Annotated in this window: 23 protein-coding genes; 11 read left to right on the top strand and 12 right to left on the bottom strand. The window is 60.7% G+C overall.

Features of this window, described 5'->3' with window-relative positions:
* The first annotated feature begins 154 nt into the window (after window positions 1-154).
* From GAL_RS04690 to GAL_RS04675, 4 genes are read left to right on the top strand one after another with little or no spacing between them, the layout of a single operon-like run.
* Window positions 155-814: an ABC transporter ATP-binding protein gene (locus GAL_RS04690; RefSeq protein WP_014875338.1), complete on the top strand. Its 660-nt coding sequence runs from the start codon at window positions 155-157 to the stop codon at window positions 812-814.
* Window positions 792-2,498: a capsule polysaccharide export protein gene (locus tag GAL_RS04685; protein ID WP_024096433.1), complete on the top strand. Its 1,707-nt coding sequence runs from the start codon at window positions 792-794 to the stop codon at window positions 2,496-2,498. Before GAL_RS04690 ends, GAL_RS04685 begins: the two co-directional genes overlap by 23 nt.
* Before the next feature lie 4 nt (window positions 2,499-2,502).
* Window positions 2,503-3,336: a 3-deoxy-8-phosphooctulonate synthase gene (gene kdsA, locus GAL_RS04680; RefSeq protein WP_024096432.1), complete on the top strand. Its 834-nt coding sequence runs from the start codon at window positions 2,503-2,505 to the stop codon at window positions 3,334-3,336.
* Window positions 3,337-3,357: 21 nt separating this feature from the next.
* Window positions 3,358-4,854, top strand: a complete 1,497-nt coding sequence (locus tag GAL_RS04675; RefSeq protein ID WP_024096431.1) for a phosphomannomutase/phosphoglucomutase — start codon at window positions 3,358-3,360, stop codon at window positions 4,852-4,854.
* Between the two features lie 78 nt (window positions 4,855-4,932).
* Here the strand turns inward: GAL_RS04675 and GAL_RS04670 are convergent, their stop codons facing one another.
* Window positions 4,933-6,885, bottom strand: a complete 1,953-nt coding sequence (locus GAL_RS04670; protein WP_024096430.1) for an AsmA family protein — start codon at window positions 6,883-6,885, stop codon at window positions 4,933-4,935.
* 410 nt (window positions 6,886-7,295) lie between these two features.
* Between GAL_RS04670 and rimO the strand changes: the two genes are divergently transcribed.
* Window positions 7,296-8,717 (top strand): 30S ribosomal protein S12 methylthiotransferase RimO, encoded by a 1,422-nt coding sequence (gene rimO / locus GAL_RS04665; RefSeq protein ID WP_024096429.1) that lies wholly within the window; start codon window positions 7,296-7,298, stop codon window positions 8,715-8,717.
* A 19-nt stretch (window positions 8,718-8,736) separates the two neighbouring features.
* Here the strand turns inward: rimO and GAL_RS04660 are convergent, their stop codons facing one another.
* On the bottom strand, window positions 8,737-10,089 hold the full coding sequence (locus GAL_RS04660; RefSeq protein WP_024096428.1) for a hypothetical protein: 1,353 nt from the start codon (window positions 10,087-10,089) through the stop codon (window positions 8,737-8,739).
* Window positions 10,090-10,386: 297 nt separating this feature from the next.
* Between GAL_RS04660 and GAL_RS04655 the strand changes: the two genes are divergently transcribed.
* Window positions 10,387-10,776: a thiol-disulfide oxidoreductase DCC family protein gene (locus GAL_RS04655; protein ID WP_024096427.1), complete on the top strand. Its 390-nt coding sequence runs from the start codon at window positions 10,387-10,389 to the stop codon at window positions 10,774-10,776.
* On the opposite strand, the gene GAL_RS04650 is transcribed toward GAL_RS04655, so the two are convergent.
* The 4 genes from GAL_RS04650 to GAL_RS04635 form a co-directional block, all read right to left on the bottom strand.
* The gene (locus tag GAL_RS04650) at window positions 10,773-11,039 is read right to left on the bottom strand and encodes a DUF6455 family protein (RefSeq protein WP_024096426.1); all 267 of its coding nucleotides are present in this window, start codon (window positions 11,037-11,039) and stop codon (window positions 10,773-10,775) included. The genes GAL_RS04655 and GAL_RS04650 overlap by 4 nt on opposite strands.
* Window positions 11,040-11,135: 96 nt before the next feature.
* Complete coding sequence (locus GAL_RS04645; RefSeq protein ID WP_024096425.1) at window positions 11,136-11,417, bottom strand: DUF6455 family protein; 282 nt, start codon at window positions 11,415-11,417, stop codon at window positions 11,136-11,138.
* A gap of 111 nt (window positions 11,418-11,528) precedes the next feature.
* Window positions 11,529-11,915 (bottom strand): YigZ family protein, encoded by a 387-nt coding sequence (locus tag GAL_RS04640; protein ID WP_024096424.1) that lies wholly within the window; start codon window positions 11,913-11,915, stop codon window positions 11,529-11,531.
* Window positions 11,912-12,637, bottom strand: a complete 726-nt coding sequence (locus GAL_RS04635) for a M48 family metalloprotease (RefSeq protein WP_024096423.1) — start codon at window positions 12,635-12,637, stop codon at window positions 11,912-11,914. Before GAL_RS04635 ends, GAL_RS04640 begins: the two co-directional genes overlap by 4 nt.
* 167 nt (window positions 12,638-12,804) lie before the next feature.
* Here GAL_RS04635 and GAL_RS04630 point away from each other — a divergent pair, with 167 nt between their 5' ends.
* Window positions 12,805-13,053, top strand: coding sequence for a hypothetical protein (locus GAL_RS04630; RefSeq protein WP_024096422.1), 249 nt, complete (start codon window positions 12,805-12,807; stop codon window positions 13,051-13,053).
* A gap of 64 nt (window positions 13,054-13,117) precedes the next feature.
* Here GAL_RS04630 and GAL_RS04625 read toward each other — a convergent pair whose 3' ends face one another.
* Window positions 13,118-13,414, bottom strand: a complete 297-nt coding sequence (locus GAL_RS04625) for a DUF167 domain-containing protein (RefSeq protein WP_024096421.1) — start codon at window positions 13,412-13,414, stop codon at window positions 13,118-13,120.
* A 211-nt stretch (window positions 13,415-13,625) separates the two neighbouring features.
* On the opposite strand from GAL_RS04625, the gene GAL_RS04620 reads away from it, so the two are divergent.
* A complete protein-coding gene (locus tag GAL_RS04620) occupies window positions 13,626-14,204 on the top strand; it encodes a nitroreductase family protein (protein ID WP_024096420.1) in 579 nt (192 codons plus the stop codon).
* Window positions 14,201-14,905, top strand: coding sequence for an EI24 domain-containing protein (locus GAL_RS04615; RefSeq protein ID WP_024096419.1), 705 nt, complete (start codon window positions 14,201-14,203; stop codon window positions 14,903-14,905). Before GAL_RS04620 ends, GAL_RS04615 begins: the two co-directional genes overlap by 4 nt.
* A 92-nt stretch (window positions 14,906-14,997) precedes the next feature.
* Here GAL_RS04615 and GAL_RS04610 read toward each other — a convergent pair whose 3' ends face one another.
* Window positions 14,998-15,273 (bottom strand): DUF1467 family protein, encoded by a 276-nt coding sequence (locus tag GAL_RS04610; protein WP_014875353.1) that lies wholly within the window; start codon window positions 15,271-15,273, stop codon window positions 14,998-15,000.
* A 57-nt stretch (window positions 15,274-15,330) separates the two neighbouring features.
* Entirely contained in the window at window positions 15,331-15,735 is a 405-nt protein-coding gene (gene mce / locus GAL_RS04605; RefSeq protein WP_014875354.1) for a methylmalonyl-CoA epimerase, read from the bottom strand.
* 222 nt (window positions 15,736-15,957) lie between these two features.
* Between mce and GAL_RS04600 the strand changes: the two genes are divergently transcribed.
* Both GAL_RS04600 and GAL_RS22415 read left to right on the top strand, forming a co-directional pair.
* On the top strand, window positions 15,958-16,677 hold the full coding sequence (locus GAL_RS04600) for a response regulator (protein WP_024096418.1): 720 nt from the start codon (window positions 15,958-15,960) through the stop codon (window positions 16,675-16,677).
* A gap of 1 nt (window position 16,678) precedes the next feature.
* Window positions 16,679-16,819, top strand: coding sequence for a hypothetical protein (locus tag GAL_RS22415; RefSeq protein ID WP_024096417.1), 141 nt, complete (start codon window positions 16,679-16,681; stop codon window positions 16,817-16,819).
* A gap of 145 nt (window positions 16,820-16,964) precedes the next feature.
* Here GAL_RS22415 and GAL_RS04595 read toward each other — a convergent pair whose 3' ends face one another.
* From GAL_RS04595 to aspS, 3 genes are all read right to left on the bottom strand, one after another.
* A complete protein-coding gene (locus GAL_RS04595) occupies window positions 16,965-18,206 on the bottom strand; it encodes a DUF1501 domain-containing protein (RefSeq protein ID WP_024096416.1) in 1,242 nt (413 codons plus the stop codon).
* 13 nt (window positions 18,207-18,219) lie between these two features.
* Window positions 18,220-19,617 carry a DUF1800 domain-containing protein gene (locus tag GAL_RS04590; protein ID WP_024096415.1) on the bottom strand — a complete coding sequence of 466 codons (1,398 nt, stop codon included), beginning with the start codon at window positions 19,615-19,617 and terminating at the stop codon, window positions 18,220-18,222.
* Window positions 19,618-19,832: 215 nt separating this feature from the next.
* Window positions 19,833-21,611: an aspartate--tRNA ligase gene (gene aspS, locus GAL_RS04585; RefSeq protein WP_024096414.1), complete on the bottom strand. Its 1,779-nt coding sequence runs from the start codon at window positions 21,609-21,611 to the stop codon at window positions 19,833-19,835.
* Between the last annotated feature and the right edge of the window lie 25 nt (window positions 21,612-21,636).

Genomic DNA, 21,636 nt, shown 5'->3' with positions numbered 1-21,636 from the left:
ATCCCGTAACAATTGGACATAATATGGTCCAAATAGCAGCCTATATCGTTAACACAAATCTGTTAGTGCAGGCATAAGGCCGCCGGGATCCGCCTGGCGCATCATGAGGACCAGAGGCCCCTGAACGGGGCCGAGAGCAGCACCGGAACACGCGATGCTTGAGTTTGAAAACGTGAGCAAGTCCTTCTGGACCGGCACCCAGCGCAAGGTGATCCTTGACCGGGTGTCCTTTCGCGTTGACCTCGGCAAATCGATGGGGGTGCTGGCCCCCAATGGCACCGGCAAAACCACCCTCATCAACATGATGGCCGGGCTGGAAAAACCCGATGAGGGCGAAATTCGCCGTGGCTGCCGGATCTCGTTTCCACTGGGGTTTATGGGCGGGGTCATCAATCGTCTCTCGGCGATGGCCAATGCCCGCTATATCGCCAATCTCTACGGGCTGGATCCTGATTACGTCGAAGCCTATTGTCGCTGGCTCTGCGGCTTGGGGGAATATTTTGACCAACCTGTCGGCACCTATTCCTCCGGTATGCGGGCCCGGTTCAGTTTTGCGCTGATGCTGGCGCTGGATTTTGATATCTTCCTCATCGACGAGGGGATGCCCAGCACCACCGATGTGGAGTTCAACAAAAAGGCCGGTTCCATCCTTCAGGAGCGGCTTGAAACCACCACCATTATCATGGTGTCGCACCAGCCCAAGACGCTGGAGAAATTTGTTCGTTCTGCGGCTGTTCTGGTGGATGGCCAGTTGCATATGTTTGAAACCTTGGAAGAAGCGAAACAGCTCTATGACTACCAAACCCAAGGCTAAGAAATTTCGGGTCCGCCGCAGTGGCGCCGCCGCCGCACAGCCCGCGGCCGCACGCCCCGTACCGCCGCCCAGCGCTGGTGACGCGCCCCAGGCGGCTCCAACCGAGGTATCGGCGGCAGCTGCAGGCGAGGCACGTGCCGGAGCAACAGGTTCTGGGACGCTTGGCGGCGTCGGGGCATCACCTGCGGATGAAGCCATTTCCATTCAGGAGCCGCCAAAAGCAAAGACCGGTAAACCCTCCACCGATCTGGATGAGATCCGCAAGGAGGGGCTAACGGGACGCCAATTACGGCTGGCCCGCCGCATCGCGCAGAAAAACAACCTGCCCGCCACCTCCGATTTTGATGCTGTGCGTCAGTTGCGGCTGAAGGGGATCGACCCGTTCCAGCGCGCCAATATGCTGGAGCTGGTGGTGCAGCCCAACACCGCCCAACCCGCAGGTGCGCCGCAGGCGCCGGGGAGCGTGCAGCTGCCGCAGACGGTGCCGTCCGACAAGGTATCACTGCCCGCAACGGAGATGAGCCCTGCAGAACGGCGCAACCGCGAAATTCAGCAAATTCAGCGTGATATCGCCCGTCGCCGCCGTCGCAAACTCTTGCTACTCGGCGCGCGGCTAGCGTTTTTCGTGATGCTGCCAACGGCCCTAACCGGCTACTATTTCTATGGCGTTGCCACGCCGATGTATGCCGCGAAATCGGAGTTTCTGGTGCTCAAAGCCGACAGCGCCGGTAGTGGCGGTGGCCTTGGCGGGCTGCTGAGCGGTACGCAGTTTGCGACCAGTCAGGATTCCATCGCGGTACAGAGTTATCTGCAATCGAAGGAGGCGATGCTGCGGCTGGACCGGGAGGTCGGGTTCAAATCCCATTTCACGCAGGAGTGGATCGACCCGATCCAGCGGCTGGAAGACAACCCCACCAATGAGGAAGCCTATAAGACCTATTCGCGCAACGTGAAGATTGGCTATGATCCGACGGAGGGCGTTGTCCGCATGGAGGTCACCGCCGCCGACCCGCAGGTCTCGGCCGAGTTTTCCCAAAAGCTGATCAGCTATGCGCAGGAAAAGGTGAACCAGCTATCCGTGCAGAAACGCTCCGATCAGGTGGGCGATGCCGAGACCGCGCTGGAGATGGCGGAGGACAAACGCCGCAATGCCCAGGAACGGCTGGTCAAGCTGCAACAGCGCGGCACGGTGCTTGACCCCGAGGGGGTGATCATGTCGCTGCGCTCACAGATCAGCACCTTTGAACTGCAGCGCCAGGAAAAGGAGCTGGAGCTGGCTGCCCTGCTGGACAATGCCCGCCCCAATCAGGCCAAGGTAGACGGCGCGCGCGCCGACATCGCGCGGCTGAACAGCCTCATTCAACGGTTGAATGATCGCATGATCGACGCCTCGGCCGGCGAAAACTCGCTCGCCAGTCTGACGGTGCAGATCCAGATGGCGCAGGCCGATCTGGCCACCCGTGACATGATGCTGCAATCGGCGCTACAGCAGGTGGAGCAGACCCGGATGGAGGCAAACCGCCAGGTGCGCTATCTGACAACAGCGGTGGAACCCGTCCCAAGTGAGGAAGCGTCCTATCCCCGCCGATTTGAAAATACGATTTTGGCATTCCTGATCTTTTCCGGTATCTACCTGATGTGCTCGCTCACTGCGTCCATCCTCCGAGAACAGGTTTCGTCATAACGCCATGAAAAATATCTCCGTCGCCGACCTCAGCATCGGCAATGACCGCCCGCTGACCCTCATTGCTGGCCCCTGCCAGCTGGAAAGCCTGGATCACGCGCGCATGATCGCGGGTCAGATGAAAGAGGCCTGCGCAAAATATGGCGCTCAATATGTGTTCAAGGCCTCCTACGATAAGGCCAATCGCACCTCGCTCTCCGGCAAACGCGGGCTGGGCGTGGATGAGGGGCTGAAGGTCCTGCAAACCATCGCCAAGGAATTTGACGTGCCTGTGCTGACCGATGTCCACACCGAGGCGCAATGTGCAGTCGCGGCCGAGGCCGTGGATATCCTGCAGATCCCGGCCTTCCTGTGTCGCCAGACCGATATGCTGCTGGCCGCAGGCAAGACCGGCAAGGCCGTGAACATCAAGAAAGGCCAATTCCTGGCCCCCTGGGACATGGCCAACGTCGTTGCCAAGGTGGAAAGCACCGGCAATAAAAACATCCTGCTGACCGAGCGCGGGACCTCATTTGGCTACAATACACTGGTCGCCGACATGCGGTCGCTGCCGCAGATGGCGCAAGGTGGTTATCCGGTGGTGATGGACGCCACCCATTCTGTGCAGCAGCCCGGTGGCAAAGGCGGCTCCACTGGTGGACAGCGCGAATTTGCGCCGCTGATGGCGCGTGCGGCAGTGTCACTGGGCATTGCATCTGTGTTTATCGAAACCCATGAGGACCCGGACAACGCGCCCTCTGACGGGCCGAACATGATTTATCTGGACCAGATGCCAAAGCTGATCGAAAGCCTGATGCGCTTTGATGCGCTGGCCAAGGCCGACCCTATCCGCATCTGATCGACAAGAGAGCGTAATCCCATGACCAAACCCATCCCCGAGGTGCGCCCGAACACCTGGAGCTTTCTACGCGATCCGATGATCACACCCACCGGTTTTCGCGAATATGACGCGCGCTGGAAATACCCTGAAGAAATCAATCTGCCCGGCATGACCGCGCTGGGGCTTGGGCTTGGCACACAAATGCACAAGCGCGGCATTCCACCGGTGATTGCGGTGGCGAATGATTACCGCGACTATTCGGTCTCTATCAAACACGCGCTGATCATTGGCCTGATGCAGGCTGGTATCGAGGTGCGCGACATTGGCCCAGCCCTGTCGCCGATGGCCTATTTCGCCCAGTTCCATCTGGATGTGCCTGCGGTGGCCATGGTCACGGCCTCGCATAACCCCAACGGCTGGACCGGGGTCAAGATGGGCTTTGAACGCCCGCTGACCCACGGGCCGGACGAAATGGGTGAATTGCGTGACATCGTGCTGAATGGTGAGGGCGTGGCCCGCCCTGGTGGTTCCTATCAGTTCGTGGATGGCGTGAAAGAGGCCTATCTCGATGATCTGGTCGGCGATTTCAAAATGTCCCGCCCGCTGAAGGTGGTCTGCGCCACCGGCAATGGCACCGCCTCCGCCTTTGCGCCGGAGCTGTTCGCCCGCATGGGGGTCGAGGTGGTCGATAGCCACAATGCGCTGGACTACACCTTCCCCAACTACAACCCGAACCCCGAAGCCATGGAAATGCTGCACGATATGTCCGACAGCGTGAAGGCCTCCGGCGCCGATATGGCACTTGGCTTTGATGGCGACGGCGATCGTTGCGGTGTGGTGGATGATGAGGGCGAGGAGATCTTTGCCGATAAGGTCGGCGTGATCATGGCCCGCGATCTGTCCAAACTGCACCCGAATGCGACCTTTGTGGCGGATGTGAAATCTACCGGACTGTTTGCCTCGGATCCCGAGCTGAAAGCCAATGGCGTGACGGCGGATTACTGGAAAACCGGTCACAGCCACATGAAGCGGCGGGTGAAGGAGATCGGCGCGCTGGCAGGGTTTGAGAAGTCCGGCCATTATTTCCTCGCTGAACCTGTGGGCCGGGGCTACGACTGCGGCATGCGCGTGGCGGTCGAGATCTGCAAGCTGATGGACCGCAACCCGGACAAGAGCATGTCGGACCTGCGGAAAGCCCTGCCCAAGACCTGGGCAACGCCCACCATGTCGCCCTATTGCGCCGATACCGAGAAATACACCGTGCTGGAGCGTCTGGTCGAAAAGCTGGTTGCCAAGGCCGAGGCTGGCGAGACGCTGGCAGGCCGCCCCATCAAGGAGGTCGTCACCGTGAATGGGGCGCGTGTGATCCTTGATAACGGGTCCTGGGGGCTGGTGCGGGCCTCGTCCAATACGCCAAATCTGGTGGTGGTCTGCGAAAGCAGCGAGAGCGAGGCCGAACTGCGTGAGATCTTTGCCGAGATTGACGCGGTGATCCGCACCGAACCGCTGGTCGGTGACTATGATCAGACCTTCTGATCATCCTCAGAGTTGATGTAGAAACGCCCGCCATTGGCGGGCGTTTTCCGTTGTAGGACATGTGATCTAGCCGCAGCATCAATCGCCGCCGAGAAGCCGCAGCAGCTGGTCCTTTGCCTCTTTCTCGATCCGGTCGCGGATCGCCTCATTGATGTCCTGCTCAGGCGCGATCTCTGTATCCAGCTCTTCGCTCAGCTTCTCGCGCAGGCGATCCTTGGCCTGTTGTTCCACCGCGTCGATTTCCGGCTCCAGCGCACGCTTCAGATCCGGGCGGATTTTGGGATCGCTCCATGGGCCCGTGATGGCCACCGGGATCGACAGGCGGGTGCTGCCATCGCCGCGTTGCAGGCTGGGGGTAAAGAGATAGTCCAGATCCTGCGCTCCAAGCCCGATGCGGCCCTCCCCCTCGGCGCGCAAGCCGCGCAGGGTCAGCAGCAGATCCTTGTTGAGGAGATTGCCGCCGTCCATCGTGTAGCTGGCAGTCAGTTGATCAAACACGGTGCTGCCACCGTTGCCGCTGCCGCTGCGCATCAGCTGTTCCAGATCAAAACCGGTAAAGAACCCTTTGCCAACCTCCAGCCAGCCCTTGCCGCTGAGCGAAGACATGATCTCTGCCACTGAATTGCCGATACCCAGATATTCCAGTTCGCCCAGCGCCTCACCGTTGAGGCGATCATATCCTATGGTCTGGCCCAGCGCCTGTTCCAATCGGATGCCCTGAAAATTCAACTTGCCACCGACCGACAAACCATTGCGATTGTTCACCACCAATTGCCCCCGCAGCTGGCCGTCGAACACAGTTGCAGGTTGAAATTTCAGAACCGCACGGGAGTTGTCCAGCGACAGGTCCAGCTTGCTTGGACCCAGTTTGACGGAGCCGGTGTCGATCCCCTGAACATCCAGTGTAATCGCCGCATTCAGCGCCGCCAGCCAGCCAAAATCAATGCGCTCGCGCGACCAGCCATCGTTGACCGGATCCGTACCCGTGTCTGCCGCAGCAGCGGCAGGCACCCCCGCATCGCCCGCGGGCAGCAGCGCCGAGAAATCCAGCTGCTCACCGCTCAGACGCGCGGTCACCTTGGGCACATCGCCGAGCGCCACATCCGCTGCGCCGCGCAACCGATTGGCATCTGCTTCAAGCGTCAGATCACGCAGCGCCAGCCGCCCGTCGGTGGTATAGGTCATGTCGGAGCCGAAGAGCCAGGTATCGACCGTCGGAGCCTCCACCCCATCGGCGGCGCCCAGTACCGCAAGGCTGCGCGCCAGATCAGAGCTTTTGCCAGTCAGGCGACCCGTTGCGGCACCATTGATATTCGCCCGCCCGTCAAACCGCAGTTCGGTCTCATCAGCGGTCACACCAGCCCCGACAGAGGCAACCTGCCCCGCCAGAAAGGCCTCAAACGTGCCGATCTCCGCCGCGATCTGTACCGGTGCCCCGGCCGGGCGCAGCGTGATATCGGCCAGCACAGTCCCGTTAGGCTCAGGCCACTGCAGCGCCAGATCAACCTGTGTCAGCTCAATCGGGGTCTCGCCATGGGGGGCGTAGCGCAGGCTGGCGCCAGTGAGGTTCAGCGCCTCAATACTGACCGGCAGGCTCTCCATGCGGCCCTCGGCGGCTGGCGCGGCCCCGGTCTGGCCGTCGTCAATGGAATCCAGCACCCAGTTGCCGGTGCCATCCGCGCGGGTGCTGAGATTGAGCTGTGGCAACACTGCGGAAAGTTCGGTCACCCGCACCTTGCCCCCGATCAGATCCGCCGCCGAGACACCGATGGTCAGTCGCTCGGCTGTCAGCATCGGCTCAGGACCAGCCCAATCGGCATTGGATAGCGCCACGCGGTCGGCCTTGACCCCTAGCGTCGGCCAGAGCGTATAGCCGACACGCCCGCCAAAGGTCACCGTGCGTCCCGTCTGCTTCTCGATCTGGCTCGCGGCCAACTGGGCCAGTTTCTCGCCCGGCAGCACCAGCAGCGCGCCCAACAGCAGCACCACGGCCACCACCAGCGCTATTACAACCCGGATTATCAGCTTCATCACCGCACCTCTTGCCTTGCCCCTGTTCCCGCAGGGTTTTGCGCAGCTTACCGCGTGGGCGGGCAGGTGCAATGCGCGAAGCCCTCGCCCGGTATCAAAGCTTTGCAGGTTTGCAGCTGTTAGTCAGCGCAGCCGGTGCCGCTGGCCGTTCCTCTCAGAGAGATCATGCGCCATTCCTGGGGCTATCCATGGTTGGTGGTCTTATTCGGCCTCCGAGGACAGCGTCTTACCTTGAGGAGGTGCAAAGCGCCCTCCCAGGGAGAAAGTCAGGTGCTGCTCGGCCTATCGTCCGGGCAAGCGGGAAATACAGCCTCTGACGAACGAGGGAAGCACAGGCGGCGTACAGCGGGTGCACGGACAGCCCCTCCGTTTTCCTTGCCTCCTGCCCCAGTCCTGATATATGCGCGCGCATGACACAGACACCCGGTTCCGCCAATCCGCCCAGCCTTCGCCCCGATCTTGCGCCCAAGCCACGGCTTGGCGATGCGCCCCGTGATGGGCAACCGACCCTTGGCATGGTGTCACTGGGGTGCCCCAAGGCGCTGGTCGACAGTGAGCGGATCCTGACGCGGCTGCGGGCCGAGGGTTATGGCGTGTCGCCAGATTACTCCGGGGCGGATGCGGTGATCGTGAACACCTGCGGCTTTCTCGACAGCGCCAAGGCCGAGAGCCTTGAAGCCATTGGTGAAGCGCTGAAGGAAAACGGCAAGGTCATTGTCACCGGCTGTCTGGGCGCAGAGCCGGATTATATCCGCGAACACCACCCCCGCATTCTGGCGGTGACCGGCCCACACCAATATGAACAGGTGCTGGACGCGGTCCATGCCGCCGTGCCGCCCTCACCCAACCCTTACGTGGATCTGCTGCCCGCAGCGGGGGTGAAGCTGACGCCGCGCCACTTCAGCTATCTGAAGATTTCAGAGGGGTGCAATCACAAGTGCAAATTCTGCATCATCCCCGACATGCGCGGCAAACTGGCCTCCCGCCCCGCCCATGCGGTTCTGCGCGAGGCGGAAAAACTGGTGGATGCTGGCGTGCGCGAACTCCTGGTGATTTCGCAGGATACCTCCGCCTATGGGCTGGACCGCAAATATGATGTGAACCCGTGGAAAGACGGTGAGGTCCGCAGCCATATTCAGGATCTGAGCCGGGAGCTGGGCAAACTGGCCCCCGCGGATGAACTGTGGGTGCGGCTGCATTATGTCTACCCCTACCCGCACGTGCGCGAGCTGATCCCGCTGATGGCGGATCCGGACAACGCGCTGCTGCCCTATCTGGATATCCCGTTCCAGCATGCCCACCCGGATGTGCTGCGCCGCATGGCACGGCCGGCGGCTGCGGCCAAGACGCTGGATGAGATCAACGCCTGGCGCGCGACCTGCCCTGATATCACCCTCCGCTCCACCTTCATCGTTGGCTACCCTGGCGAGACAGAAGCTGAGTTCCAGCATCTCCTCGACTGGCTGGATGAGGCACAGCTGGATCGTGTGGGGTGCTTCAAATACGAAAACGTCGACGGCGCGCGGTCAAACGACCTGCCGGACCACGTGCCGGAAGAGGTGAAGCAGGACCGCTGGGACCGGTTCATGGAGAAAGCGCAGGCAATTTCCGAGGCGAATCTTGCAGCCAAAGTCGGCCAGACCTTACAGGTCATTGTGGATGACATCGACGAAGACGGCATCGCCACCTGCCGCACCAAAGCCGACGCGCCGGAGATCGACGGCAACCTGTTCATTGATGAGGGAACCGAAGGGCTGCAGGTCGGCGAATTGGTCACCGTTGAAGTTGATGAAGCGGGAGAGTATGATCTGTGGGGCGTCAGGGCTGGCTAGGCCGCTGAAGCCTCGACACTCACTGCGCCCGCAACGCTACCACTTCCGCTTCGTCTTCAATCGATTGGACACTGGCGTCCGTCTGAGACTCTCGAATTCTTGGTGCAGGTTTTCGCCATGAAGATAGATCTTGGCCAACCTCCCGATAGAAGTCCGGGACAATCGCCTCAAGCTCAGCGATGAAGTTTGTTTGCTGGGTGAACTTTCCACCCAAGCGCTTTGCGACATAGATATGAAAACTGACGACTTGAAGTCCGTTTTTATCCTTTTCGCAAAGATCCGGATCCGTCACCAACTCCATCAAGGGGAAATGGGTATCTTCACTGCGCCCGGGCCAAGTCATACGAACAAACAGATCACTGCTAGCTTCGCTCTTCAATTGACGGAGCAGCCAATTCAATCGCGCTTTTGATGATTTCTTGTCCTCAGGTGCCCGGAGTGTCATTCCAGCCTCGATCGTTCGACGATTGAGATCCGCGACAACCTCCAAAGGGGCAGCAGCATTAGGTATATCAAAGCTAACTTGCAGTTGATGAGCTTCCCTTAGCTGGTTCAATTCATCTTTGTGACGATCTGCAGGATTCTTTGCGTGCTTTCTGTTCAAGCGCTCTCTGACACTTGCTTCTGTCTGCCTGCTTAAAATCAAAGAAAGGTCCTTGGTTTCCTGATGCCAAGCATCCAATACACAAATAGCCTCTGGTGATTTCGCAAGTATCTTACCACCAGCAGAGACAAGTTTGTTTAGCTCACCCCATTCTGGCGGCATACGATCGAACCCACGAATGCCTGCACTTTCATGAGTCAAAAAGCGTCTCAGTTCATTCAGCAACACACGTTGATCATCGTCGGCCACACCATCGTTGCTGATCAACAAATCCACGGCCGTTAAGACAAACATCCATGACCAGTGGAAAACAGGAATCTTTGACCGGCTTTTACGGACATCTTCCAGTGGATGGCTCGCGGGCAAAGTCGCAAACTGGTTGGAAATCGTAATGACGCAGTCAATCCCGTTGTCCTTTGACAAGCTGCGGTATTTTTCAATTTGTTCTGCGGTCAGAGGGTTATTGCCAATCTTTGCCTCCACCATGGCCCGCCATTCTCGAGAACCGTTTTTAACGATGATCAACCCGTCAGGACGATCTTTGCACGCCTCTTTCTGACCATCAAAGACCACTTCCGTGAACGTCTCTACCGTGGTGCGTTTGCCAGTCCGTTGCCCCAACGACGCCAGCAGCTCTGATGCCAGTTCCTCAACTTTGGAAAGGCAAGCCAAGAGAATTGAAGTCGTTCGCCCCTCTTTGGAGTTATTGGACAAAACCGGGAAAAGACGCGCAGGCTCTCCTTGTTTTAGATATTCAGGTCTCTCCATGATGCGTCAAATCCCCTCTTGCCAATACAGTAAAAATTCATAGCTCATACAATCATACGCTGATTTTGCACAACTTATGAGGCAATGCAAAGGTTCTGATAGAAAGTGTCTCCATCCTTGGCGTCTCAGCACAAGCAGCCACTCGCCTGACTGCAACGCCCGTCCAGCCGGTCCAGCGCGGAGTGAGAGACTATGGCCTGGTCCAAGCAAAGCGCAGGTGTGACCATCTGCCTCTCCTTTTGCGCCCGGCCGCCGTTATATTTCTAAGGTAATCATCCAACTAGGAGGCATCGCGCCATGCCAACCCCTCAGGACGACACCACCGAGATCCTCTATAACGGAGAGTGCCCGGTGTGCAGTATCGAGATCCGCCATTACGCCAATCTGGCGGAGCAGCGGGAGCTGCCGCTGCGTTTTGATGACCTCAACTCAGAAGATCTGGCGCGCTGGGGTGTTGATGCGGATCAGGCCGCACGGCGGCTGCATGTGCGCCATCAGGGCGAAGTGCTGAGTGGCATCCCGGCGTTTCTGGTGCTTTGGTCGCAGATGCCGGGGTATCGCTGGGTGGCGCGTGTGGTTGGGCTGCCGGGGCTGCGCCAGCTGGCCTCCGCCCTATATGACTATGTTCTGGCGCCGGTGCTCTATCGCTGGCATCGGCTGCGTCTGCGGCGCAGCCGCCACGCTTAGTCCCGCAGCCGGAGCAGCGCGTCGCCATTGCGGCAGCCCTGCAGTGGCGCCTTTGGCATTGTGTCTGCGGCGCGGTCGATCTGATCCAGAAACGCCTCGCAACGGGCAACCTCGCGGCAACCACGGCAACGGGTCACCATATCCGCCCAATCCGTCTGCGTGATCTGACCTGCAGCGAAACTGGCGGGCAAATCAACGCCACACGCCTGCCCCATCCGTTTGATCAGGCGCAGATGATGCAGCGGGTGGCCCAAGGGGTGCATATCAGGATCTCCTGTGCGGATTGGGTGAGAGGGGCATGGTGTCGCTCTTTTGGCTTGGCCCAGATCATTCGGAAGAGCCACGCCCGTGATGTGCCTCTAGGCCTCATCCTCATGCAGATAGGCCAGCAGGTCGCGGTTGCGGCAGAAGTCGGGCGCCTCGGCCCCCGGGCGCAGCCCTTTGTCGAGCCATTTGTGGCAGGCGCCGACGCCGCCACAACGAGTGCAACGCAGCACCGCCTCGCTGATCTCATCAAATCGCAGCCGACCGGAAATCGCCTCCTCCTGAAGATCGAGCCCCACGGTTTCCGCCATGCGATCAAACAGGGCAGCGTGGGTTTTCAGATCGCCTCGGCTGGTCTCATTGGTCTGGCTGGTCATCGCGCTGTCCCCTGAAATCATTCATCCTGCGGGCAGCTTAACGTCAGTCAGAGCGGGGCGACTTGATGCAGGTCAAACAGCTGTCTTAGCGGGGGCACTTCATCTCGCGGATCAACTGGCGTTCCCCTGATCGAAATAAGCGCGCACCGCATCCTGAACCCTGCGGAAGCGGTCACCGCCCAGTTTCTTGCCGCCATACCAACGGGTGACGATGATGACATGATCGCGCAATCCCTCACGTTCCATCATGCGCAGAATGACCATACCGGCACCGCTTTCGCCGTCATCCGCCTTCAGCCCGCCTGTGGGCAGCTGGGCGGCCCAGGTGTTATGGGTCGCCTTGGCATAGCTGCGGTCGGACTTCAGCGCTGCCAAAACCGCGTCGATCTGCGCCCGGCTGGTGACCTGCGCGCCGCTGACCGCGTAGCGCGAGCCACGGTCGCTCAGCACGACGCCGAGCTGCCTCAGGGAGGCGACGGACTGCGCCAGATCGCTCAATTCAGGTTGTATTTCTGGATGGTCTGATTGACCACCCGCACCCGGTCCGGGTTGGCCGGGTGGCTGCCGAGGAAACGATCACCGGGATCGGGAAGACGGTAGAAGAACTTCACTCCGACACTAGGGCGATATCCGGCCTTATGGGTGATGATGGTGCCCAGCTCATCCGCTTCCAGCTCGAAATTTTTGGAATAGGTACGCGCGCCCACCGCGGCACCAAGATCCTGCGCGCGGGCCACATCGGCGGCACTTGCGCCGGAGACGCTCGCAAGCCCGGCAAGCAAGATCGAGCCTGCGACCGCGCTTTGACGTTTGCGCGCTAGGTGGCCGCGGATATGGTGCGCCGCTTCATGCGACATCACAAAAGCCAGTTCGTCGCGATTGGCGATCTGTCCCAGCATCCGCTGGGTAAAGGTGATCACCGGGCGTCCGGACCGGTCCTGGCTCTGATAGGCATTTGGCGGTGCCTTGGGGTTTGGATCAATCCGAATGAGGAAATCGCAGTTGAGCCCTTGCGTCCGGACACGGCATTCGCGTTCGGCAACGGGTTCCACCACGCGGGTGACCGAGGCAAAGGCGCTGCGCCCTTCAGCCGGGGACATGCCCTGCACCGGAGGGCCGGACGGCCGCGCGGCAGGTGCCGACCCCGAGTCGACCACAGTATCACAGGCTGCCAACCCCATGGTGAGCGCACATCCCATCATCAGCAAAACCCGACGCATGACATCTCCTTTGTTTTGCCAGTGCCCATTGCGTTGCCAGTACCACCTTATCGCGACAGCAGACACGGGATCAATCGCATGAAGCCCCTGCGGCTGCAATGTGCCGCAAGAATACGTGATGCGACAAAGCCTTGTCAGCGGGGGCGGCACGGTGGCAAGCTGGGCATATGTTTACCATTGAGCATGAATTCGACGCCACTGTCGTCACCCTCGTCGATGACGAGACCGCCCAGCTGATGGAAGATGTTTCCATCAATATTTTCACCGAATGTGTCACAGTCGAGCAGTTGGACCCGCGCACCGACCGGGTGCAGAAAATCACCCTCTCTCACAGTCAGGTTCGAGACCTCGCGGCGGCGCTGGACCTGCCCGAAGGGGTCTATCGATTTACCCGCGAAGATGAGGGAGAGAGCTAGCGCTCTGAAGAAGTACTCCGTCGGCCTGCGTTGAGGTCGTGATAGCTCATGGGGGACGCCGCCGTCAGGGACGGTAGACAAACACCTTGTCGCGAGAGGTCGCGCCACGCAGCAGCGTCAAATCGGAGGGCGCAACCCGCATGGCCCGCGCCAGAAGCGCCTGAACCGCAGCGGTCGCCTTGCCGTTCTCCGGTGCGACCGTCACCGTGATCTTCAGCGACGCCCCCTGCCCGTTTTCGGCCGGTGCTACCGGGATGACCGCATTGCGCGCGGCCTTCGGTGTGACGCGAACGGCGATCTCATCCCCGGCATTGGCCAGATGGCTCAGATCGGGGAGGTCTTTCTGCTTTGGCTTACCCATGTTGCCAGTGATGGCGCGGTTTGGGGCCAAAATCCATAGACTTTGCAAGGTGGTCCGGGATAATTCCTGCGGCAAACGTCGCGTTCGGATAGAAGTGCCGCCAGCTATACGCCTGCAATTTGCACGCCGTTCCCACGGAAGATCCGGATCACCCCTTGAAATTCCACGCCGCCCTGCCGACATGGGCGATAGATGTAAAAAGGTTTCACATATGCCCCCTCGCAATGATGCTGCTCTGGCGTTTCTTCAATCACGCCGCTCTCGTCCGGCCAAGACACTGGTGGCCCCGGCCCCAAGTCGCGAAGAGTTGCTGCCACTCCTGACCGCGGCGGCGCGCACACCTGATCATGGCAAGCTGGAACCTTGGCGCTTCATCGTCATCGAGCGGCCCGCGATGGCGCGGCTGGCGGAGCTGACCAGCCAGGCCGGTGAGCGGCTTGGCAAATCGGCAGAAGACATTACCAAAGGCCGCAGCCAGTTTGAACTGGGGCAACTGGCCGTGGCAGTGGTGGAGGTTCAGAAACCCAGCTCTAAGATCCCGACCATTGAGCAGACCTACTCTGCCGGAGCGGTCTGTTTGGCGCTGCTGAATGCCGCTCTGGCTGCCGGATGGGGGGCGAACTGGCTGTCCGGATGGGCCAGCCATGACGCAGAATTCTGCGCCGAAGCCTTTGACCTACAGGCTCATGAGCGGATTGCAGGCCTGATCCATATTGCAACAGAGGCCTCGGCCCCGCCGGAACGGCCCCGCCCGGATCTGGACGCGCTGACAACCTGGATGGATCAATGATACTGACCGATTTCACCAAAGCTCTGAGCCAGCTCGGCGATCCCCGTTTCCGCAAGGTCCTGTTTCTGGGCGTCGGTCTTACCGTGGCGCTGCTGGTGGTGACCCATGCGGCGTTTCTGGCGCTGATCCAATGGCTGGTTGGCCCCGATGCCACCCTGCCATTGATTGGTCCAGTGACCTGGATCGATGATCTGTTGTCAATCACCTCGCTCCTGCTGATGCTGGTGCTATCGGTGTTTCTGATGGTGCCCGTGGCCTCGGCCATCACCTCAATGTTTCTGGATGAGGTCGCGCAGGCGGTGGAGGATCGCCACTATCCCGGGCTGCCCCCCGCTATCAAGACGCCGTTCTGGGACGGGGTGCGCGACACCATTAATTTCCTTGGCGTTCTGGTGATCGCCAATGTGCTGGCGCTGGTGCTGTACTTTATGTTTGCCCCCTTTGCGCTGTTTATCTTCTGGGGGCTGAACGGGTTTCTGCTGGGGCGTGAATATTTCACGCTGGCAGCGGCCCGCCGCCTGGGTCTGCCGGAGGCAAAGCGGTTGCGGCGCAAACATCTGGGCACGGTCTGGATGGCAGGCGTGCTGATGGCCATGCCGCTCTCGATCCCGCTGGTGAACCTGCTGATACCGATCATCGGGGCCGCAACATTCACCCATCTGTTCCACCGGCTGGCCCGGCAGGAAATGGCTGCGCGCTGATCCCTGTCACCGATATATCACGACGGGCAGACATGCAAAAAGGCGGGGCCATGCCCGCCTGTTTCGCTATTATCGTCGTCTAAGGCCCGCGCCTATTGCGGATCAGGCAGCCGGTCAAACCAGTCGAAATCATTCACCGTGATCCAACCACTGAGGATAATCGTCGCGATGATCGCCCAGAGAACGGCAGCGGCGATCGTGGTGATCACTGCCTTCTGCTTCAGATAATGATGCTCAGGCGCGCCTGCATGGGTGCCCGGCACAATTTCGCCACGGTCGCCCTGCGTCTCAATGCGGATCGGGATCACGATCAGAAAGGTCATGAACCAGATCACCGCATAAAGAACCAAACCGGATGTCACGCCCATAGTAGCTGTCCTTCTGATGCCCTCGCCCCACTGCGAGGGGTTAAGGGGCAGATAGCGTCAAACCTGTTCCAATTCCACCAGGCAGCCGTTGAAATCCTTCGGATGCAGGAAAAGAACCGGTTTGCCATGGGCGCCAATCTTGGGCTCCCCGGAGCCAAGCACCCGCGCGCCTTCCGCCTTCAGCCGGTCACGCGCGGCAAGGATGTCATCCACCTCATAGCAGATGTGGTGAATGCCGCCCGCCGGGTTCTTCTCCAGAAACCCTGCGATGGGCGAGGCCTCGCCCAGCGGGTAGAGCAGCTCAATCTTGGTGTTGGGCAGTTCGATGAACACCACGGTGACACCGTGATCTGGCTCATCCTGCGGCGCACCCACCTTGGCGCCCAATGTGTTGCGATACTGCGCCGAAGCGGCGTCAAGGTCGGGCACGGCGATAGCGACGTGGTTGAGGCGGCCAATCATTTTGCGGTCTCCTGAGTGATCTGTCTGCCCAGACTTATCAAAGAGCCGCCGCCTGTGGGCAAGTGCGCCAATCCGCGCGGCAGAAAATTCACTGCAATAACGCCCCGTTGCATCGATTTACCCCAGTGAATTCGATTCAACCTAAAGGCGCGCCTGGAATGTTAACCAGCTGTTAGCCCCGTTTCCCTAGCGTTGAGTCGTATCCAGTCAGGAGCCTTAGCCATGGACGATTCGGAACTGTTTGCTGCCGCCCACCGCCTGCCCACGACGAAACGACCGTTGCTGGGGCTGACCATTCTTGTGGTGGAAGACAGCCGATACGCTTGCGAGGCGATGCGCCTGCTGTGCCTGCGCAGTGGCGCCCGAATCCGGCGCGCTGACTGTCTGAAATCCGCCCACCGACATCTGAAGGTCTATCGCCCCTCCGTGGTGATCGCCGATCTTGGCTTGCCAGATGGATCCGGAGCAGATCTCATACGCTCCATGGCCGAGGCCACTCCCCGTGTTGGCGTAATCCTTGGCATCTCCGGCGATGAAAACGGCGAGGCTATGGCGATGGAAGCCGGTGCAGATGGGTTCCTAGCGAAACCAATTACCTCGCTTGCCGCTTTTCAGTCCGCAATCCTGTCGCGCCTACCGGCAGAACGCCAGCTTTCCGGTCCGAATGAGTTGACGGATGAAGAGATCGAACCGGATCTCCTCGCTTTTCAGGATGATATGTCCCATGCGGCGGAAGTGCTGAACGAAGCCGAAGAGGGCCAGACCCTGGACTATGTGGCGCAATTCCTTGGGGGTGTCGCCCGCAGCGTTGGCGATTCCCATCTGGCCGGGGCCGCCGCCGATCTGGCGGACGCCCGTAACACCGGTCGCCCAGTTGCTGCAATTGCCGCCCGCGTCGCGGGGCTGGTGCAGGAACGTCTGAAGCAGAAGGTCGCCATCTGAGATGATTGAAGTCGTCCTTATCGCATCCGCCACTTTGGGCATCGTTTTATACCTGCAGGCGCGGTTCTCTGCCCGTGAAATCCGCCGCAACCGCGATCGCAGCCTGGGATCTCTGGTCATCCTCGAACGCAGCGAACGCTGAGCGCTCAGCGCTGACACGGTGTCACCGCGCCCAAGATCATCGCAGCGCCTCTTGGTGATTTCTCTGGCAAAGGCCTTGTATCCGGGACGGTATGCGCAATGATACGACCTTGCCGAACCTCGATTGGTGGCTCTGCAATATCTTTCTAACCCCGCAGCAGCCCCGGATCGCTGCCCAGTTCAACGCCCGGGAATATCACATCCGAAATCGCCTGATGATCGGTGCCGATCATGCCCCGCATGATCCAACCCATCTGCGCGCGGACATCCCCGGTGGGCATCAGATCGCGGCGATCAAACAGCTGGGCCTCCGCCAGACCGGGCCATTGCCCATGCACGCGGCCGCCCTTGATCGCGCCGCCGGCCAGCACCATGGCACCGCCGGTCCCATGATCCGTCCCGCCAGTGCCGTTTTCGCGCACAGTGCGGCCAAATTCGGTCATGGCAACCACCGCTGTTTTGTCCCAGATCCCGGGGCCGAGGTCGCCATGCAGTGTCAGGATCGTCTCCGAAAGTCGCCGCAGCGCCCGTTTGAGCGCGCCAGTCTGACGGTTGTGGGTATCCCAGCCGTTGATGGAAAAGGCTGCGATCCGGCTCTCTCCACGCAGCTGCTGCGCCGCGTAACTGGCAATCCGCTGATGCGGCCTAGGCCGACGCGGGCCCTGCCCCATCCGACCACCCGCCCCGGCCATCGCATCCTCCGTCGTGCTTTCCGCCAGATCGAGCGCTTCTGAAAGGGCACTGTGAAACAACGGATCCTGCTCCATCATCAGCCCAGCGAGACGTTCTGCTTGAGGGCTGAGCGACATCTGCGCATCCGGCGACCAATCAGAGACCGGCGCCGCACCCTGCAACAGCTTCATCTCGCCCTGCCCGATGGCAAAGGCGGTACGCGCCTCTACCCCTGGTGTCACTTGCAGGAGGCGATTGAGCCAACCGTCACGACGCTGATGCAAGCCCGGCGTGCCTGCTTCCAAGAGGTCCTGACCGTCAAAATGGCTGCGTTTGTTGCGATAGGGGGTAGAGACCGCATGGATAAAGCCCAGCTGCTCCGCCTTCCACAGCGGCATCAAAGGGGCCAAGGCCGGATGCAGCGCAAAATACCCGTCAAGATCCAGCGCGCCATGCTCGGGCCCACCCATCAGCGTTGATCGCAGCCCGGCATAAGCGGGGTCGCCGTAGGGTTGTACCACATCAATCGCATCCATGCCCCCGCGCAAGATGATCACCACCAGCCTTGTGTCCCAGGGCGCAGCGGCAAAACTGACCGGGGTAAGCAGCGGGCTGGCCGCCAGAGAACAGCCGATGAGGCCGGAGCGTGTCAAAAAGCTACGCCGGGACAGGCCGGCAGACTGGCTGACAGAGGGGCTTGGCGGTATATTTATCATCATGCTCTCCGTCTCAACGGCGCTGGAAGGCAGGCGCGGCCAGGATCAGCCCCACCGCCTCCCGCTCGGTCTCGGCGGCGGTCGCGACAAAGCGCAGCCGCGCCGAACTGCGGCTGCCAAGCGCGTCTTGCAGCGCCGTCCTCGGCGGCGGCACGGCCCCCATCAACTGCGTCGGAACCGACATGCACCAGCGCAACCGCTCTGCCAGCGCCTGCGGTGTGATCCAGTCGCCATCCGCCTCGGACCAGCCATCGGGGCCGCCGGAAAATTCCCAGCGCTGCCCCATGCGCTGCATCGGACGCAGGAAGAAACGGTTCACCTGAGGGCGGCTGAGTTTGGTCAGGGCTTCGGGAGGCATCGCCAGCGCCCGACAGGCGGAGGCGAGATAGGCAAACGGTGGTTTCACATTGCCCAGATCGCTCTCCCATGCAGCAGGATGCTCCAGCAGGGCCGCATAGACCTGCATCAGATCCCCGGAGGTCGCCCGGTAGCGATCTGCCAGATGCGCGACCAAAACCGGGTCCGGCGTATCGCGGGTGAAATGCACGACCAGTTTCCGCGCCAGATGATCTGCCGTCGCCGGGTGCCGCGCCAGATCCCGCAGCGCCTGTTTGATCGCCTCCAAGCCAGTCACATCGACATCATAGGGCTGCCCCAACACCGTCTCCCCGCCCGGTTCCGCCCAACCCGGCGCAAATTTGAAGCCGTTGTTGATGTCGTAAATCATCCCGGTGAACAGCTCTGCCAGCTGGCGCACATCCTGTTGCCCATATGGGCCGCCCACCCCCAACGTGTGCAGCTCCAGCACTTCGCGGGCCAGATTTTCATTGAGGCCGACCTGACGCCCCCGTCGTCGGGCAACCCGCTTGGCACGGCGGCTGTTGGGACCGGTGGAGCGGTGCTGGTCAAGATAATGCAGCATCAGCGGGCTGGTCACCGCTGCGATCAGCAGATCCTCGAAACGGGCCGCGATATTGGGGCGGATTGCGCTCTCTACATAGGGCGTCGCCCCATAGCGCAAGGCAGCAATCTTGCCCTGCGCGGTGAAGTGATCGGCCCAGAACAAGGTCAGGCGTTCCCGAAACCCGTTTGGTGTTGTGATGCAGCGCAGGAGCCGCTGGGTGAACCATGCTGCCTGATGATCCCGCATCAGGGCCCGCTGGCGCTTCAGATCCTTATCCCGCGCGTCGAACAGCGGGCTGCCGATGGCCGCCTTGCGGGTACGGCGGGCGGCGGAATAGGCGCGCGCATCGGCCAAGGCGCCATCGAATCCCGGTATCGGCCAATCCGTGGCCGCCACATCCGGCGCGCGCAAGGCTGCGAGCATCTCCTCCGGCCCCACTGGAGGCGCGTGGCGCGGCGAGAGACCACAGCCAAAGCGGATCTCTGCCAGTTCCGGATCAAAGCGCATCGGTGTTCGGCCCTCTCTCAGCTGATGCCGCCTTCAGACGGTAGTGCATTGCGGCACTGGTCCACAGATCCTTTTTACAACCTGCGCCCTCTTGTTGACTTATGCACTGCGAGCGCGCTTTTCCACCTTCTCGGCTGCGGATGCCGCTGCCCCTTTCCAAAAGCAAACAGGCCCGGACGATTGCCCGGGCCTGTTTGTATCGTATTTTTATCGGATTACTGATCCTGTGGGATCACCCGCAGGCCGAGCTCCATCAGCTGTTCGCTCATCGGCTCGGAAGGCGCTGCCATCATCAGGTCTTCAGCACGCTGGTTCATCGGGAACATGATGACCTCGCGGATGTTGGCCTCATCCGCCAGCAGCATCACCATCCGGTCGATGCCGGCCGCGCAGCCACCGTGCGGCGGGGCGCCGTACTGGAACGCGTTGACCATGCCGCCGAAACGCTTCTCAACTTCTTCCTTGCCGTAGCCCGCAATTTCAAAGGCCTTGAACATGATTTCCGGCTTGTGGTTCCGGATCGCGCCCGAGACCAGCTCATAGCCGTTACAGGCCAGATCGTACTGGTAGCCTTTGACGGCCAGCGGATCGTCCAGCAGCGCGTCCATGCCACCTTGAGGCATCGAGAAGGGGTTGTGCTCAAAATCGATCTTGCCGGTTTCTTCGTCCTTCTCGTAGATCGGGAAATCCACGATCCAGCAGAAGGCAAAGCGGTCCTTGTCAGTGAGACCCAGCTCTTCGCCGATCACGGTGCGGGCGCGGCCTGCAACGCTTTCGAAGGTCTTCGGCTTACCGCCGAGGAAGAAGGCCGCATCGCCGACGCCCAGACCCAGCTGCTGGCGAATGGCTTCGGTGCGCTCCGGGCCGATGTTCTTGGCCAGGGGCCCTGCGGCTTCCATGCCTTCGCCCTGATCGCGCCAGAAGATATAGCCCATGCCCGGCAGGCCTTCGCCCTGAGCGAATTTGTTCATCCGGTCGCAGAATTTGCGGCTGCCACCTGTGGGCGCCGGGATGGCGCGGATTTCAGTGCCTTCGTTTTCCAGAAGGTTTGCAAAGATGGCAAAACCAGATCCGCGGAAATGCTCAGAGCAATCCTGCATCTTGATCGGGTTGCGCAGGTCCGGCTTATCAGTACCGTACCATTTAGCCGCATCCTTATAGGAGATCTGCGGCCACTCGCTGTCGACCTTGCGGCCCTTCCCGAACTCTTCGAACACGCCCTGCATCACCGGCTGGATGGTGTCGAACACATCCTGCTGGGTGACAAAGGACATCTCAAGATCGAGCTGATAGAAATCGGTGGGCGACCGGTCTGCGCGCGGGTCCTCATCGCGGAAACAGGGCGCGATCTGAAAGTATTTGTCAAAGCCCGACACCATCATCAGCTGCTTGAACTGCTGCGGGGCCTGCGGCAGCGCGTAGAATTTGCCCGGATGCAGACGCGACGGCACCAGGAAGTCGCGCGCGCCTTCGGGGCTGGAGGCGGTGATGATCGGCGTCTGATACTCGTTGAAGCCGTTGTCCCACATGCGGCGGCGGATCGACTGGATCATGTTGGAGCGCAAGAGCATGTTCTTCTGCATCTTCTCGCGACGCAGGTCGAGATAGCGATAGCGCAGGCGGGTTTCTTCCGGGTATTCCTGATCGCCGAAGACCATCAGCGGCAGCTCTTCGGATTTGCCGAGCACTTCGATGTCGCGGATGAAGACTTCGATCTCACCGGTGGGGATCTTGTCGTTCACCAGGCTCTCGTCGCGAGCCTTCACGTTGCCATCGATGCGGATACACCATTCAGAACGGACCTTTTCGATCTCGGCAAACACCGGGCTGTCGGGGTCGGCCATAACCTGCGTGACGCCGTAGTGGTCGCGCAGGTCGATAAACAGAAGGCCGCCGTGATCGCGCACGCGGTGGACCCAGCCCGACAGGCGGACGGTCTCACCGACGTTGGATTTGTTGAGTTCGGCGCAGGTATGGCTGCGATAGTCGTGCATGGGGTGACCTTTCGTTATACCGGTC

The organism is Phaeobacter gallaeciensis DSM 26640, from assembly GCF_000511385.1.
GTDB classification, from domain to species: domain Bacteria; phylum Pseudomonadota; class Alphaproteobacteria; order Rhodobacterales; family Rhodobacteraceae; genus Phaeobacter; species Phaeobacter gallaeciensis.
The sequence above is the reverse complement of the archived record's forward strand: the minus strand, read 5'-3'. Positions and strand labels throughout refer to the sequence as shown.

Excerpts from the sequence above, each read along its gene's own strand:
- GAL_RS04690 (WP_014875338.1), top strand. The coding sequence starts at position 155 with ATGCTTGAGTTTGAAAACGTGAGCAAGTCCTTCTGGACCGGCACCCAG.
- GAL_RS04685 (WP_024096433.1), top strand. The coding sequence starts at position 792 with ATGACTACCAAACCCAAGGCTAAGAAATTTCGGGTCCGCCGCAGTGGC.
- kdsA (WP_024096432.1), top strand. The coding sequence starts at position 2,503 with ATGAAAAATATCTCCGTCGCCGACCTCAGCATCGGCAATGACCGCCCG.
- GAL_RS04675 (WP_024096431.1), top strand. The coding sequence starts at position 3,358 with ATGACCAAACCCATCCCCGAGGTGCGCCCGAACACCTGGAGCTTTCTA.
- GAL_RS04670 (WP_024096430.1), bottom strand. The coding sequence starts at position 6,885 with ATGAAGCTGATAATCCGGGTTGTAATAGCGCTGGTGGTGGCCGTGGTG.
- rimO (WP_024096429.1), top strand. The coding sequence starts at position 7,296 with ATGACACAGACACCCGGTTCCGCCAATCCGCCCAGCCTTCGCCCCGAT.
- GAL_RS04660 (WP_024096428.1), bottom strand. The coding sequence starts at position 10,089 with ATGGAGAGACCTGAATATCTAAAACAAGGAGAGCCTGCGCGTCTTTTC.
- GAL_RS04655 (WP_024096427.1), top strand. The coding sequence starts at position 10,387 with ATGCCAACCCCTCAGGACGACACCACCGAGATCCTCTATAACGGAGAG.
- GAL_RS04650 (WP_024096426.1), bottom strand. The coding sequence starts at position 11,039 with ATGCACCCCTTGGGCCACCCGCTGCATCATCTGCGCCTGATCAAACGG.
- GAL_RS04645 (WP_024096425.1), bottom strand. The coding sequence starts at position 11,417 with ATGACCAGCCAGACCAATGAGACCAGCCGAGGCGATCTGAAAACCCAC.
- GAL_RS04635 (WP_024096423.1), bottom strand. The coding sequence starts at position 12,637 with ATGCGTCGGGTTTTGCTGATGATGGGATGTGCGCTCACCATGGGGTTG.
- GAL_RS04630 (WP_024096422.1), top strand. The coding sequence starts at position 12,805 with ATGTTTACCATTGAGCATGAATTCGACGCCACTGTCGTCACCCTCGTC.
- GAL_RS04625 (WP_024096421.1), bottom strand. The coding sequence starts at position 13,414 with ATGGGTAAGCCAAAGCAGAAAGACCTCCCCGATCTGAGCCATCTGGCC.
- GAL_RS04620 (WP_024096420.1), top strand. The coding sequence starts at position 13,626 with ATGCCCCCTCGCAATGATGCTGCTCTGGCGTTTCTTCAATCACGCCGC.
- GAL_RS04615 (WP_024096419.1), top strand. The coding sequence starts at position 14,201 with ATGATACTGACCGATTTCACCAAAGCTCTGAGCCAGCTCGGCGATCCC.
- GAL_RS04610 (WP_014875353.1), bottom strand. The coding sequence starts at position 15,273 with ATGGGCGTGACATCCGGTTTGGTTCTTTATGCGGTGATCTGGTTCATG.
- mce (WP_014875354.1), bottom strand. The coding sequence starts at position 15,735 with ATGATTGGCCGCCTCAACCACGTCGCTATCGCCGTGCCCGACCTTGAC.
- GAL_RS04600 (WP_024096418.1), top strand. The coding sequence starts at position 15,958 with ATGGACGATTCGGAACTGTTTGCTGCCGCCCACCGCCTGCCCACGACG.
- GAL_RS22415 (WP_024096417.1), top strand. The coding sequence starts at position 16,679 with ATGATTGAAGTCGTCCTTATCGCATCCGCCACTTTGGGCATCGTTTTA.
- GAL_RS04595 (WP_024096416.1), bottom strand. The coding sequence starts at position 18,206 with ATGATAAATATACCGCCAAGCCCCTCTGTCAGCCAGTCTGCCGGCCTG.
- GAL_RS04590 (WP_024096415.1), bottom strand. The coding sequence starts at position 19,617 with ATGCGCTTTGATCCGGAACTGGCAGAGATCCGCTTTGGCTGTGGTCTC.
- aspS (WP_024096414.1), bottom strand. The coding sequence starts at position 21,611 with ATGCACGACTATCGCAGCCATACCTGCGCCGAACTCAACAAATCCAAC.